General features: G+C 34.0%; 11 protein-coding genes. 10 read left to right on the top strand and 1 reads right to left on the bottom strand.

The window, feature by feature from the left end; all coding sequences use genetic code 11:
• The first annotated feature begins 33 nt into the window (after nt 1-33).
• From cobO to tnpA, 10 genes are all read left to right on the top strand, one after another.
• Complete coding sequence (cobO, locus tag VTHSUH11_RS02365; RefSeq protein ID WP_105092517.1) at nt 34-576, top strand: cob(I)yrinic acid a,c-diamide adenosyltransferase; 543 nt, start codon at nt 34-36, stop codon at nt 574-576.
• Nucleotides 577-701: 125 nt separating this feature from the next.
• Nucleotides 702-1,091 (top strand): class II SORL domain-containing protein, encoded by a 390-nt coding sequence (locus VTHSUH11_RS02360; RefSeq protein WP_059363162.1) that lies wholly within the window; start codon nt 702-704, stop codon nt 1,089-1,091.
• A 242-nt stretch (nt 1,092-1,333) separates the two neighbouring features.
• Nucleotides 1,334-2,563 (top strand): aspartate kinase, encoded by a 1,230-nt coding sequence (locus VTHSUH11_RS02355; RefSeq protein ID WP_105092516.1) that lies wholly within the window; start codon nt 1,334-1,336, stop codon nt 2,561-2,563.
• 9 nt (nt 2,564-2,572) lie between these two features.
• On the top strand, nt 2,573-2,890 hold the full coding sequence (locus tag VTHSUH11_RS02350; RefSeq protein WP_181143907.1) for a hypothetical protein: 318 nt from the start codon (nt 2,573-2,575) through the stop codon (nt 2,888-2,890).
• A gap of 209 nt (nt 2,891-3,099) precedes the next feature.
• Entirely contained in the window at nt 3,100-6,006 is a 2,907-nt protein-coding gene (locus VTHSUH11_RS02345; RefSeq protein ID WP_105092514.1) for an insulinase family protein, read from the top strand.
• A 96-nt stretch (nt 6,007-6,102) separates the two neighbouring features.
• Nucleotides 6,103-7,050, top strand: coding sequence for a tRNA glutamyl-Q(34) synthetase GluQRS (gluQRS, locus tag VTHSUH11_RS02340; protein WP_105092513.1), 948 nt, complete (start codon nt 6,103-6,105; stop codon nt 7,048-7,050).
• Between the two features lie 53 nt (nt 7,051-7,103).
• The gene (locus VTHSUH11_RS02335) at nt 7,104-7,478 is read left to right on the top strand and encodes a CoA-binding protein (protein WP_105092512.1); all 375 of its coding nucleotides are present in this window, start codon (nt 7,104-7,106) and stop codon (nt 7,476-7,478) included.
• A 9-nt stretch (nt 7,479-7,487) separates the two neighbouring features.
• On the top strand, nt 7,488-7,808 hold the full coding sequence (gene trxA, locus VTHSUH11_RS02330; protein ID WP_105092511.1) for a thioredoxin: 321 nt from the start codon (nt 7,488-7,490) through the stop codon (nt 7,806-7,808).
• Nucleotides 7,809-8,167: 359 nt separating this feature from the next.
• Nucleotides 8,168-15,124 carry an ESPR-type extended signal peptide-containing protein gene (locus tag VTHSUH11_RS02325; protein WP_105092510.1) on the top strand — a complete coding sequence of 2,319 codons (6,957 nt, stop codon included), beginning with the start codon at nt 8,168-8,170 and terminating at the stop codon, nt 15,122-15,124.
• Nucleotides 15,125-15,352: 228 nt separating this feature from the next.
• Nucleotides 15,353-15,817, top strand: coding sequence for an IS200/IS605 family transposase (gene tnpA / locus VTHSUH11_RS02320; RefSeq protein WP_005375295.1), 465 nt, complete (start codon nt 15,353-15,355; stop codon nt 15,815-15,817).
• A gap of 127 nt (nt 15,818-15,944) precedes the next feature.
• Here tnpA and VTHSUH11_RS02315 read toward each other — a convergent pair.
• Nucleotides 15,945-16,086 (bottom strand): transposase (locus tag VTHSUH11_RS02315; RefSeq protein ID WP_146104608.1); only part of this gene is annotated, 142 nt, incomplete at its 5' end.

Below are 16,086 nucleotides of genomic sequence, written 5' to 3'. Positions count from 1 at the left end.
ATAACAGTGTATGACATAATAGGAGTACTAGAAATGAGCGAACATGGTTTAATACTTGTAAATACTGGTAATGGTAAAGGTAAAACAACGGCATCTTTAGGTGTTGTGCTACGCGCTGTAGGACAAGGATTAAAGGTTTTAATTTTACAATTTATCAAAAGTGGACATGGCTATGGTGAACTTGAGGGTTTAAAAAAGCTAGGCGACGCTGTTACCATCAAATCTATGGGAAAAGGTTTTATCTACTATAACCGAGATAAAGTTACGGTAGAAGAGTTAGAAAAACACAAAGCAGCAGCTCAAGAAGCGTGGAAAACATTAGTGGAAGAAGTTAATTCCGATAATTGGGATCTCATCGTTATGGACGAAATCAACAATGCCATTAACTATGAACTTATCGATGTCAACTCCGTTGTAGACATGCTCAAACACAAACCGGAACGACTACATGTCATCCTCACAGGCCGTTATGCAAAACCTGAAATCATCGACATCGCTGATACAGTGACCGAAATGAACGTAGTAAAACACGCTTACGAAAAAGGCATAAAAGCAGCAAGAGGAATTGAGTTTTAAATATAGAAAATTTTCGAAAAAGTCCTTGCCTAAACTATATCGAAAATGTATAATATAGTCATAAGCACAAGGTGCTATTTTTTAAGACATTAAGTATGTATATAACTATAACCAGGAGGTTAACTATGGCTGTACATGATTACATTAAATCTGGCGATTTCGCTACTGAAAAACACGTTCCTGTTATTGAAGCTGCTGACAAAGTAAAAGCTGGTGAAACATTCCACGTAAACTTGTCTGTTGGTAAAGATATTGCTCATCCAAATACTGTAGAACATCATATTAACTGGATTAAATTATACTTCGTAGCTGAAGGTACTCAATTGCCTTTCGAAGTTGGTGAAGTATCCTTCAATGTACATGGTGATGGTGCAACAGCAAACGAAGGTCCTGTAGTTGCAGTTTCTGAAGGTACATTAGCAGTATCCTTGAAAAAATCTGGTAAATTAATTGCTGTATCTTACTGCAATATCCATGGTTTATGGGAGTCTGAAAAAGATATCGTTGTTGAATAATTAAATCTATTCGACTTTAAAAGACCAGCCTGAGGGCTGGTCTTTTTTGTATGTTGGTATATCTTATATAGCTTTTTTATATGAATTAATATAACTTATTGATATGCATGTTTGTCCCCTTAAAAAAGATTTTTGTACTTTTCAGGTGGAAAAATATGTGTATATGCCTTTACAGTGCTATTGGTTTATGGTACAGTATATGCATGTTATTTTTAGTATAGATAGGTAAATGAGGGATAACAGTGGCCTTAATCGTTAAAAAATTTGGTGGCAGTTCCGTTGCTACACCTGAAAAAATATTTAATATTGTTGATCGTGTCCTTCATGAAAAGAAAGAAGACGATCGCATTGTGTTAGTTGTATCTGCAATGGGTGATACAACAGATGACTTGGTTGCTTTGGCAAAACAAGTGACATCTAAACCTTATGGTCGTGAAATGGACCGTTTGCTATGTACTGGTGAGCAAGTAACTATCGCTTTAATGGCGATGGCGTTCAATGAACGTGGTCAAAAGGCTATCTCTTTAACAGGTGATCAAGCAGGCATCACAAGTAGTGAGAACTTTAATAAAGGTCGCATTCTAGGTGTTGATCCTAATCGTGTGTTCGAGGCATTAGAAGAAGGCAATATCGTTGTTGTCGCAGGTTTCCAAGGTATAACTGAATATGGTGATATGGTAACATTAGGTCGTGGTGGTTCCGATACAACTGCAGTTGCTTTGGCTGGCGCTATGAAAGCTGATGTGTGTGAAATCTTCACAGACGTAGAAGGTGTATACTCTACTGATCCTCGCGTAGCGAAGGAAGCTTTCAAATTAGAAGAAGTTACATATGGTGAAATGCTTGAAATGGCTCGTCTAGGTGCTGGCGTTATGCAACCGCGTGCCGTTGAAATGGGTTTCCGTTATGGTGTACCTATTCATGTTCGTTCTACATTCACTGATAATACAGGCACAATTATTCGGGAGGATTATACCGTGGAAGCAAATAAACATATTATTACAGGCGTAGCTGATGATACTAATACAGCGAAAGTAGCTCTTGTGGGCGTTGAAAATAAACCTGGTATTGCAGCAAAAGTATTTAAAGCATTAGCAGATAAAAACGTAGACGTGGACATGATTGTCCAATCCATCCGTTCCGTTGGCGAGCCTAAAACAGACTTAATCTTTACAGTTGCTCTTGATGATGTAGTTTTAGCACGTGAAGTGTTGGAAGAGTTACAAAAAACAGTTGATATCGAAGCTGTGAATATCGATGAAAACATGGCTAAAGTATCCATCATTGGTGCGGGCATGTTGGGCCAACCTGGCGTAGCTGCACAAATGTTTGAAATCCTTAGCCAAGAAGGTATCAATATTGAAATCATCAGTACTTCTGAAATCAGTATTTCTTGCTTGGTAGCAGAAGAGCGTGTAAAAGATGCTGTTCGCGTAATTCATAATGGTCTTTTACTTAACAAACGAGGCTAATATAGTATGATGGATAGTCTCCGTACATTTATGGACGAGATGCTCGATGATCAGGGGCGCAAGGAAGGTTTTATTAGTGATTTATTGGCTAATTTAAAAACACAACCGATTCCTACATTAGAGCAAGCACAAACAGGCTATACAACAATGAGCAATCTTCATGGTATTTTCTATAATTACGATACGTCCGAAGTGACCATATCGTATAAGGTGGTACCAGATATGTATGCTCCTTATACATTGACGTTTCGCCAATTCGAAGTTGTTCTCGAAGGTCTTTTGACTAGTCGACGCAATTTAAAATGGCAAATAAATCCTAAGAAATAATTAAGAAGGACACTCTCGCAGTGTCCTTTTTTGCTGTAAATCTTTGTATTATTCTGTGATGATGAGATTTTGCAACTTATAATCTATAATTTGATAATTATTCTTGAAAATTCGTGTTAACTATACTGATGTGGTATAATAAATAGTTAGTAATACATTAAAAACCTATATTTATATATACATATTACATAATAGAAAGAAAGGACAGTATGGAATTACATAATATATATTCTGGCTTTCGCCTTGATCGCATAGAACGCATTGATGAAATCAATGGTACTGCTTATGAAATGAAACATGAAAAGTCTGGTGCTCGTCTTATTTATATTGACTCACCTGATTCTAATAAAGTTTTTAATATTGCTTTCAGAACAACACCTCAAGATAGTACAGGGGTAGCACATATTATGGAGCATTCCGTACTTTGTGGTTCTCGTAAGTTTCCATTAAAAGAGCCTTTTGTTGAACTTGTTAAAGGTTCCCTAAATACATTCTTGAATGCTATGACCTATCCAGATAAGACAATGTATCCTGTAGCAAGTAAGAATGACAAGGATTTCCACAACTTAATGGATGTATATCTCGATGCCGTTTTCTATCCACGTGCTGCGAATGACCCAGAAATCATGATGCAAGAAGGTTGGCATTATGAACTCGATTCAGTAGATGATGAATTGACATATAAGGGCGTAGTATTTAATGAGATGAAAGGTGTTTACTCATCTCCAGATTCCGTCCTTGAACGTGAATTGATGCATGCCTTATTTCCTGATACCACATATGGTGTAGATTCTGGTGGTAACCCAGATAATATTACAGAATTAACCTATGAAAAATTCAAGGAATTTTACAATGTTCATTATCACCCATCCAATAGCTATATTTTCTTGTATGGCACGATGGATATTGAAGAGCAATTGCGTTTTATCCATGATGAATACTTAAGTCATTTTGATGCTATTGAAATCGATACAGAGGTGACTGAGCAGGCCCCATTTAAGGAAGGCCGTGTCATTACATATCCATATAGTGTAGGTTCTGATGAAAGTACAGATAATCGTACATTGCATGCTTTTGCCTATGTATTACCATCAGTAACACCTGAACAAAGCCTTGCCTTTGAGGTGTTAACTCATGCTTTATTAACATCTCCAGCAGCACCGCTAAAACAAGCATTGGTAAAAGCTGGCATTGGTTCTGATGTGTCCGGCTATTATTTAGATAGTATCCGTCAACCAATTTGGGCTATTCATGCGAGTGGTTCTAATTTAGATATGCAAGAACAATTACAATCTATTGTAGAATCCACATTAGAACAATTATGTACAGAGGGCATTGATAAAGAGTTATTAGAAGCCTCTCTTAACTCTATTGAGTTTGCCCTTCGTGAAAGCGACTTTGGCGGTCGACCAATCGGTCTTGCTTATGTGATTCGCATGATGGACAATTGGTTATATGGCCATGACCCGTTAGAACTATTACATTATGAAGAGGCTTTGGTTAATATCCGCAAGGGTTTACAAGGTACTTATTTTGAAGATTTAATTCGTCATTCTATTTTGGGTAATAATCATAAAGCGATTGTGTCCTTATATCCAGAACAAGGATTACAAGAGCAAAAGGATGCAGAGGTTAAGGCTGAATTGGCAAATATTAAAGCATCTATGACACAAGACGAGTTACAAGCCATTGTAGATCAAACAAAACGCCTTAAACTTCGCCAAGAAACACCAGATAGTGAAGACGCTTTGGCTACGATTCCGTTGTTAGAATTATCTGATTTGAGTCCTGACGTTGAAGATGTAGAACGCCGTGAAAGCATGATTGGTCATACGAAACTTCATTTTGTACCGACCTTTGCAAAAGGCATTAATTATGTGTCCTATTACTTTAATTTAGGGTGCCTTACAGAAGAAGAATTATTTTATGCTGATATTTTAAGTGATATCATTGGGCGTGTAGATACATCTCAACGTTCCTATGAAGATATGGCAAAGGCTATTAACCTAAATCTTGGCGGTTTGAGTTCTGATGTTACGGGTATTAGCAAAGCGGGTAAACGCGATGAATTTGTACCGCTTATGATTGTACGTAGTAAGGCACTTCATGCTAAATTGCCTGAACTATGCCAACTTGTAAATGAAGTTATTCATGATGCACAGTATACAGATGTAACTCGTTTGACCGAGCTTGTGCAAGAAAGCAAAGCCATTTGGGATAATGAGGCTTTCCGTAGAGGTAATACTATCGTTAGCCAACGCGTTATGGCCAAGGTATCTAAGGTTGGTAAATTCCGTGATGATGGTAATTTAGGTTATTATCAAAAGATTAGTGAGTTAGCTACTAATCCAGCTGCATTACCGTTATTGCCAGAAAAATTAGCCGATGTGGCTCGTAAAATTTTCCGCTCCAATAACGTGGATATTTTATTTGTTGGTGAAGAACATGAGTTAGCACCATTTACAGAATTGATGGCACCATTACTTGAAAACTGGAATGCAGAAATATTACCAGATGATGTTTTAACTATAGAGCATACAACGAGTAATGAAGGGATTGTTACTGCCGGCAAGGTTCAATATGTAGCTCAAGGCGGCAATTTTATAGATCATGGATTTACTCATGTTGGCGCTATGAGTGTATTAGAAACTATTTTACGTTACGAATACTTATGGATTCGCATCCGCGTACAAGGCGGTGCCTATGGTGCCTTTGCTAATTTCTACGATGATGGTAATATGATTTTCTGTAGCTATCGAGATCCAAATCTTGTAGAAACGTTAAATGTTTACAAGGAATTGCCAGAGTATTTACGACAATTTACCTTGACAGATCGTGAAATGCGTAAATATATTATCGGTACCATGAGTGGTCTTGATTTGCCGATGACGCCTGCATTACGTGGGCCACGTGCTATGGGTTTATACTTTAGTGGTGCCAATATCGAAGATAAGGTAGCATTTAGGAAACAAGTTATCGCTTGTAAGCCAGAGGATATTGTAGCTCTTGCAGAAGTAGTAGAGCCTGTTTTGAAAGATAATAATATTTGCTCCATGGGGAATGAACAAAAAATTAAAGACGCTGGTGTCTTTGATAACATTGTATCCCTTGGATAATATATAGTTTATAAACTGATGACACTCTCACGATACATTAATATAATAATGTATTATTATAATAGTATATTATAGAGTGATTAGGAGATACTATTTATGAAAGGACGATTTGCACCTAGCCCAACGGGGTATATCCACTTAGGGAATGTGTGGATCGCCCTTTTATCGTATATATCTACACGTAATCAAAACGGCACCTATGTGGTCCGGATGGAAGATATCGATTTACAACGCTCTAAACGCTCTTTAGGAGAGGCCTTGTTAGATGATTTGGAATGGCTTGGATTTGAATGGGATGAAGGACCACGTGTAGGTGGACCTGAAGAATCCTATTGGCAGAGTGAACGATTTATACTATACGACAAAGTCCTTAATAGGCTTGAGGAACAAGGATTAATCTATCCATGTTTTTGTAATCGTGCACGTTTGCAATCTATTGCTTCTGCACCTCATCGCGGAGAAGTAGTTCATCATTATGATGGTCATTGCCGTGATTTAGATGGTTTTACTGTGGCGCAAAAGAAACTTGAAAAGAGCCCATCTATGCGAATTAAGGTAACTGATTCTACTATGGATTTCAACGATATATACCAAGGACCACAGCGTTTTGTACTGCGTCAAGGTATTGATGATTTTGTGTTGCTCCGCGGAGATGGGATGTATGCCTATAATTTAGCAGTTGTATTAGATGATATATCTATGGGCATCACTGAAATTATTCGAGGTCATGACTTACTGGAAACTACGGCTCAACAAATGTATTTATATAGTACGTTACATGCTGAGTCACCATGCTATGGCCATGCACCGCTGCTCATAGATAATGACGGACATAGGCTTTCAAAACGGCAGAAAAGTATAACGGTAAAAGAATTGAGAGAACTGGGTTGGTCACAGGAGCGCATTTTAGGTGAATTAGCTGTATTAGCTGGATTCATACCCAAAAGCGATGCACCGAGCATCTCTTTAGAATCATTATTAATATATACTGCACATACAAAAGCATTGCATTGCGAACATATTGTTTTAGAAAAATCAATATAATATATTGACAATTTTCGATATTAATATATAATATTAATTAAGAGGTGGTAAGAATGACTATTAAAAATGCATTAGCTGAAAAAGTTTGGGCTGTAATAGGTGCCACTCACAAAACCGATAAGTTTGGATATAAGATTTATAAGTGCTTAAAAGAACATGGATATGAAGTCTATCCGGTTAATCCAAATGTGACGAGTATCGATGGTGATACTTGTTATCCTAGTCTATCTGCGTTGCCAGTTGTTCCTAGCGTTGTTGATTTTGTAGTTCCAGAAGCAGCAGGGCTTGCAGCAATTGATGAATGTAAAGAATTAGGTATTAAGACAATCTGGTTACAACCCGGTGCGGATAAACCAGCAGTTTTAGCTAAGGCTAAAGAGGTAGGTTTGGATTACATTCAAGATTGTGTATTAGTTCAATTACCTTAGGAGGAAATAATGAGCGAATTAAAAGAGTTAAAAACAGCAGAATATCAAGATCTTGTTAATCAAGGTGGCGTAACAGTAATTGATTTCTGGGCTCCATGGTGCGGTTACTGTGTACGCATGATGCCGGTTTTCGAAGAAATCGCTGGTGAATTAGAAGGCAAAGCAAACTTTGTAAAAGTAAATACTGATGAAGAACCAAGCTTAGCTCGTGAATTACAAGTAGAAGTATTACCTACATTTGTAATTTTGAAAGATGGCGAAGTAGTAGATCGTAAAATTGGCTTCTTACCAAAAGGTGATTTACAAGGTGCTATCGAATCTAAATTCTAATTAGATTTATATAATATAGAACATATAAGGCTTATTAATGTATACATATACATTAATAGGCCTTTTTTATTGCTGTGAATAAACATACGAGTAATATCTTAAAATAAATATAAAATAAAAATTGTAGTTTAAATATTTAAAGAATACGATGTTCAAAGAAAAATATTGGATTCTAGCGAAAAATACATGAGTAAAATGTGAAGCATAAGAATAACTTATTAAAAAAATGCTTTAATTTTAAAATTACTTATGCTAGTATTTAGTTAGATATTGTGAATATTTAGTGAAGTGTATTCCAGTATTTTCATTTATTTCATCTTTGCGGGGTGAGAGCCGCATAAGTTGGGAGGGAACATTATATGAATAAGGTATTCAAAGTAGTATGGAGTGCGACTAAAAATGCATATGTAGTTACATCTGAACTAGCAAAGTCGCATCAAAAAACAGCTACTACAATTGTAGCAGCCATTTTGTTTAGTGCCAGTTTGGGTGGAGGCATTGTTTCAGCATCCACACCTGCGGATTGGTATCGAACTGATCTTATTGGTAGTCAAAAATGGTTAACACCTGGTCAAGCATCTCAACCAGTTGAACAAAGACCAATTGATTTGCATCAACAAGACCAACAACAATGGCAACAGCAGCAACAACAGCATCAACAGCAGCAACAACAGCAACAACAACAGCAGCAACAATCTCAAAAAAACGGTAATGCAATCGTTATTGTTGGTTTAGGCGATATTAAAAAACAAGTTGATACAAATACTCATAATATCAATGTATTAAATAACAAAGTTAATTGCCTTGGTACTCAGTTTTACTGCTTATCTGATAAGGTATCTAAAAACTCTTTAGATATTAAGCAACTTAATGTAAGCGTTAATGCAATCAATAACAATATTAAAAATATTGAAAATAAGATTACTAATAATGTTACTAACAAGGTAACTAATAATGTTATTAACAATGTAAATAATAAGATTGATATTAAGATTGCAGAAAATAATAAGACTATTATTAATACTGTAAATGCTAACATTAAAAAAGAAATTCAAAATAATAACACTACTATTATTAACAATGTAAATCAAAATATTGATCAAACAATTAATAATAAGATTGAAGCTAACAATACAACTATTATTAATCAAGTAAATCAAAATATTGATCAAACAATTAATAATAAAATTGAAAATAACAATACAACAATCATTAATAAAGTAGATCAAAATATTGATGCTAAGATTGAAAAAAATAATACTTCTATCATCAATACAGTGAATAAAACTATTAATGAAAGTATTCAAAACAACAATACAGTTATTAATAACAACATTAAAAATGAAATTAATGCTAATAATGTAGAAATCAATAAGACTATTAAGAATGAAATTAATGCTAATAACACTGTTATTAACAATAATATCAAAAATAGCATTGAAGCGAATAATGTTGAAATTAATAAAACGATTGTTAATAAGATCAATGAAAATAATGTAAAAATTGATCAAAATATCGCCAATGTAAAAAATGAATTACAAGCGAATATTAACAAGGTTGATGTTAAGGTAGATGCTAATAGCAAAGCTATCAACAACTTGACTGTTAATGTAAACAATAACAGCAAGTCTATTGCTGACTTGTCTAAACAAGTTAACGAAAACACCAAAAACATTACTTTCAACAACACAATTGCGATGGAAAACCGCAAACTTATCGGCGACAATAAGAAAGATATCAATGATAATAAAAAAGCCATCGATGAGTTGAAAGGTAAAGTTGGTACTACTATTAACAACATCAACACAACAATTGATAATAAGATTAATGAAAACAACTCTAAGATTATTAATCAAATCAATAAAGATATAGACATTAAAATTGATAATAGTAAAACAAATATTATCAATACAGTAAACACTAATATTGATAATAAAATCAACGCTAATAACACAGTTATTAACGCTAACATTGATAATAGCATTAAACAAAATAATGTTGAAATTAACAAGACAATCAAAAATGAAATTAATGCTAACAACACAACTATTATCAATAAAGTGAATGCTGATGTTGATGCTAAGATTAATAATGTCAACACTACAATTAACAATGTGAACACTAAGGTTGATGGCAATACAACTAAAATTGTAGATAATAGCAAACGCATTGCTACTAATGAAGTAAATATTGCGAATAATACTACAAACATTAATAAAAATGCGACAGCTATTACAAACTTAACTAATACAGTTAATAGTAATAACACCCGTATTAACTACGTACTTGAAGCTATGAGCAACCATGAAGGTCGTTTACAAGCTGTAGAAAATGATGTTAAGAATATCAAGACTGATTTGAGCAATACTACAAATCAAGTCAATATCAATACAAAGGATATTGCTGATTTGAAGGGTAAAGTTGGTCAAAATATTGGCAACGTTCAAGTAGATATTAACAATATTAAAAATGATATTACAAACATCAATAAGAAGATTGATCAAAACGACATTGCTATCAATACAAAAGTAGATAATAAAGTTAATGAAATCAATACAAAGATTGATAATAAGGTTACAGAAATCAACACTAAGATTGACAATAAAGTAATTGCTATTGATCAAAAAATTGATAACAAAGTAACTGAAATCAATGCAAACATTGATAACAATGTAAATATTATTAACAAGAAAATCGATAATAATGTAAATATTATCAATACCAAAATTGATAATAATAATATTACTATCAACAAAAAAGTTGATAATAAAGTAAACGAAATCAATACTAAGATTGATAACAAGGTTAACGAAATTAATGCTAAGATTGATAAGAACGATGTAACTATCAATACGAAGGTAGATAATAAAGTTAATGAAATCAACGCTAAGATTGATAATAAAGTAACTGAAATCAACACAAACATTGATAACAAGGTTAATGAAATCAATACGAAGATTGATAATAATGTTATCGACTTGAGCAAGAAAATTGATGCTAATACAACAGCCATCAATAATGTTAATGTTCGTGTAGATGGTGTTAAAGGCGATATAGCTGGTCTTACTAAACGCGTAGATCGTCATGACGAACGTTTAGACTACTTGCATGACAATATTGTAGATAACTCTACACGTATTAGTGCTAACGAAGATGATATCAAGAAATTGAAAGGTCAAATTGGCACTACAATCACTAATGTGGAAAATACAATCAATGCTAAGATTGGTGAAGTGAACGTTAAGATTGATGGCGTTAAAGGTGATTTAAATGGTCTTAAAGGCGACTTGGATGGTCTCAAAGGTCGCGTGGATCGTCACGATCAACGTTTAGATTACTTAGCAGGCAATATTGTAGATAACTCTACCCGCATTAGTGCTGTTGAAGATAATGTAAAGGTTAATACTACTAACATTGCAAACAATACTAAGAATATCAATATCAATGCTAAAGCTATCGATGAATTGAAAGGTCAAGTAGGTCAATCCTCTACTGTTATCAACGATATTAAAAACCAAATCACTAATATCAATGGTAAGGTAGAAAATAACACTACTAACATCACAAATAATACTAAGAACATCGCTGTTAATGCACAAGCTATCGTCGATAATAGCAAACGCATCAACGAAACAAATGTTAAGGTAGAAAGTAACACTACTAACATTGCGAACAATACTAAGAATATCGCTGTTAATGCACAAGCTATCGTAGATAATAGTAAACGCATCAATGAAACAAATGTTAAGGTAGAAAAAAACACTACTAACATTGCGAACAATACTAAGAACATCGCTGTTAATGCACAAGCTATCGTAGATAATAGTAAACGTATCAACGAAACAAACGTTAAAGTAGATGCTAATGCAGCGGCTATCGTAGATAATAGCAAACGTATCAATGAAACAAATGTTAAAGTAGATGCTAATACAACAGCTATTAATAATGTGAATGTAAAAGTTGATGGTATTAAAGGCGATTTAGATGGCTTAACTAAACGGGTAGATCAAAATACAAAAGATATTAATGTAGCTGGCACAATTGCTCTTGAAAACCGTAAGTTTATCGGCGACAACAAGGTTGCTATTGAAAATAATACTAAGAATATCAATATCAACGCTAAAGCTATTGATGAATTGAAAGGCAAAGTAGGTCAATCCTCTACAGTTATCAATGATATTAAAACTCAAATCACTAATATCAATGGTAAGGTAGAAAATAACACTACTAACATCACAAACAATACTAAGAACATCGCTGTAAACGCACAAGCTATTGTAGATAATAGCAAACGCATCAACGAAACAAATGTTAAGGTAGAAAATAATACTACTAACATTGCAAATAATACTAAGAACATTGCTGTTAATGCACAAGCTATCGTAGATAATAGTAAACGTATTGATGCAACAAATGTAAAAGTAGATGCTAATACAACTAACATTGCAAATAATACAACTGCTATTAACAATGTAAATGTAAAAGTTGATGGCGTTAAAGGTGATGTAGCAGGTCTTAAAGCACGCGTAGACCGCCATGATCAACGTTTGGATTACTTACAAGATAACATCGCAGATCATTCTACACGTATCAGTGTTGTAGAAGATGGTGTGAAATCCAATACTAAAGCTATTGATGAATTAAAAGGCCATATTGGTACTCAAATCACAAATATCGAAAACACTATTACTAACAAAATTAATGAAAATAATGTAGTTATTAATAAGTCTATCGATAACAAGATTACTGAAAATAACACTACAATTCTTAACAAGGTTGATAAAAATATTGATGTAAAAATCAATGAAAACAACAAACAAATTAACAACACAATTAATACGAAGATTGGTGATGTAAATGTTAAGATTGATGGCGTTAAAGGTGATGTAGCAGGTCTTAAAGCTCGCGTAGATCGTCATGATCAACGTCTTGATTACATTGATGGCAACATTATTCATCATTCTGAACGTATCTCTGCTAATGAAGATGCTATCAAGAAATTGAATGGTAAAATTGGTACAACAATCACAAATGTAGAAAATACAATCAATACTAAGATTGAAGCAAATAATACAGTGATTAGAAACGATATCAAGACCGCAATTTCTAATAACAACACAGTAATCAATAAGAATATTGAAACTGCAATTAATAACAACAACACAACTATTATTAACAAAGTTGATAAAAATATCGATGCGAAGATTGTTGAAAACAATACGAAGATTGATAGTAAGATCAATAATGTAAATGTAAAAGTTGATGCGAATGCAAAAGCTATTGAAAACAATAGCAAATCTATTACAGCTATTCAAAATAATGTAGCTAATATTAATAGTAAAGTTGATGTGAATACAGCAGATATTAAAGCAATTCGCACTGATGTAACTAATAATACAACAGCTATTGCTAGTGTATCTAAACAAGTAGCAGGTAACACAGCAAACATCGCAGATGTTTCTGCTAAGGTAAATGCTAACTCCACTCGTATCGATGCAAATGCAGCAGCTATTGGTAACTTGAATGGTAAAGTTGATTCTAATGCGAAAGCTATTGAATCCTTGAAAGGTCAAGTAGGTAAAGGCAACACTACAATCGTTAATGTTGAAAAGAAAGTTGAAAATATTACAAACAACATTAAAGCTCAAAATAGTGTAATCAATGCTAATACTGTAAATATTCAAAACAACACTTCTAACATTAACAATATTAAAGCTAATGTAGTAAACGTTGAAAAGAATGTTAACAATATCAAAGCTGATATAACTATCGTGAAGAATGATATTACTAACATCAATGCGAAGATTGATGCGAAGATTAATATTGTGAACAACAATGTTGAAAACATCAAGAATGATGTGAAGACTATCAATAATCAAGTTACAAATATTAAGAATGATGTGACTAGCATCAAATCTGATGTAACTAGCATTAAATCTGATGTAACAAATGTGAATGCTAAGGTTGAAAACAATATTAAGATTATCAACGGTATTCAAACAGATGTATCTGGCTTGAAAGATCAAGTTGGCAAAAATACACAAGCAATTAAAGACTTGCAAAATGTAAGTGCTGATGTATCTAAGGTAAAAAAACAAGTTAATGCGAATACAATCAAAGCTAATGCTAACGAAGAACGCATTAAAAATGTTCAAAGCCAAGTAGAAGTTAATACTGATAGAATCAAACACAATACTGAAAATATCAATATTAACAAAGCTGCTATCAAACAAAATGCTGAAGCAATTCAAAATACTAACGTAACAGTTCAAAAAGTAATCAACAAGGTTGATGAACATACTGCAGCAATTAATAGTGTATCTGCTCAAGTTAATAAAAATACTAATAATATTGCCACTATCAATGCATCCGTTATTGAAAATACAAACAATATTACAAAAGTAAATAATCAAGTAACAGCAAATACTACTAATATTGCTAAAGTATCTAATCAAGTTACTACGAATATCAATAATATCAATGTAAATGCTAAGAATATTAGCGTGAATACAGAAAATATTAAAAACATTGATAGCCGTGTAACAACTAATGCAAATGCTATTGTTGGTATTACTGAATCTGTGAAAGCAAATGCTACTAATATTAACACTGTTAATAACCGTGTAACAGAAGTATCTAACCAAGTTAATACAAATACACAAAGTATTGCTACTGTAACAAATCAAGTTAATGACAATACTAAATTAGCTAAGGCAGTAGGTGCGATTGCATTGGAAAACAATGAACGTATCAATGTAATGGGCTTACAAGTTAACAAGAATACTGCAGATATTAGTACATTAGCTGAAGCTGCAAATTACAGCTTGCGTGCAAGTGCATTAACAATTCAAGATCATGAAACTATTGAACAACATACAGCACAAATTCAAGATAACTCTCGTCGCATTAGCAGTGTAGAACGTGAAGTTAAAACAGTAGGTGCATCTGCAGCCGCATTGGCAGCATTGAAACCTATTGAATACCATGAAGGCCAAAAAGCTCAAATCATGGCAGCTGTTGGTACATACAAAGGTAAAACAGCAACTGCATTAGGTGTTGCTCATTATGCAAATCCTGATTTGTTATTCCACGCTGGTGCTGCTTATGATGGTGATAATGGTGTAATGGCAAATGCTGGTGTAACTATCGGTATTGGCTCCGCTCCTACAGCACCTTCCAAACCTGCATCTCCAGCAACTGTAAAAGTTCTCGAAGATAAGGTTGCTAGCTTAGAAGCACAAAATAAAGAAATTAAAGAAGTGCTTGAAAAAGTATTAGCCGCTAATCCTCAAGTAGCTAAAAAGACAACTAAATAAGATACCTCCCAAAAGGTAGGCACTGAATACCTGTCTATCTAAGGTATGTATAACCGCGTAGTACACTCGTGCTACGCGGTTTTCTTTGTACGCCGAATAGGCATGACTAAACCCCCAGTTAAACTGGGGGTCGGTAAAAAATTCTTAGAGAAAAGGAAAGAACCTCCTAGTGGTAAAATGAAGTTGGTCTGGCAACCACAACATTTCAACATAGGAGGTTCAATGTCAATGAATGACGTAAAAAGCTTATCACATAGTAAATGGAGATGTAAATATCATATTGTTTTTGCACCAAAGTATAGAAGACAAATAATTTATGGTCGGATAAAAGCTGATGTAGGTAAAATTTTAAGAGATTTATGTAATAGAAAAAATGTAGAGATTATAGAGGCAGAATGCTGTCCGGATCATATTCATATGTTAGTAACGATTCCACCACATTTAAGTGTATCAAGTTTTATGGGATATTTAAAAAGCAAAAGTAGCCTCATGATATTCGATAAACACGCAAATTTAAAATATAAGTATGGAAATAGACATTTCTGGTGTAGAGGATATTATGTGGATACAGTGGGAAGATACGAAGGAGCGATAAAAGAGTATATTCGCAATCAATTACAAGAAGATATAGCACAAGATACATTAAACTTTAAAGAATATACCGACCCGTTTACGGGTGAGCCGGTAAAATAGGCAAAATAAAAGCCCCCGAGTAGGGGGCAGCCAGTGGTAATAGAGTGGTTGTCAGATCATTCAAAGCCCTCTTTAGAGGGCTACCACTAGAGAAAGACCCTTATAGGGTCAGAGCAAACCACCCGTTCTACGGGTGGTTATGATTGCTCAAAAGTAGAATACGTACTCTAAATCTACCAAAGTGGCGAAGTCCATAGCTTATTCGTTTTAATACCTTAATCTTGTTGTTAGTTCCTTCTGTATATCCATTGGAATATGGTAATAAGAAT

Origin of the sequence: Veillonella tobetsuensis (genome assembly GCF_002959935.1) — a bacterium.
Lineage (GTDB): Bacteria > Bacillota > Negativicutes > Veillonellales > Veillonellaceae > Veillonella > Veillonella tobetsuensis.
Note: the sequence above shows the minus strand (reverse complement) of the source record. Positions and strands in the feature narration are given on the sequence as shown.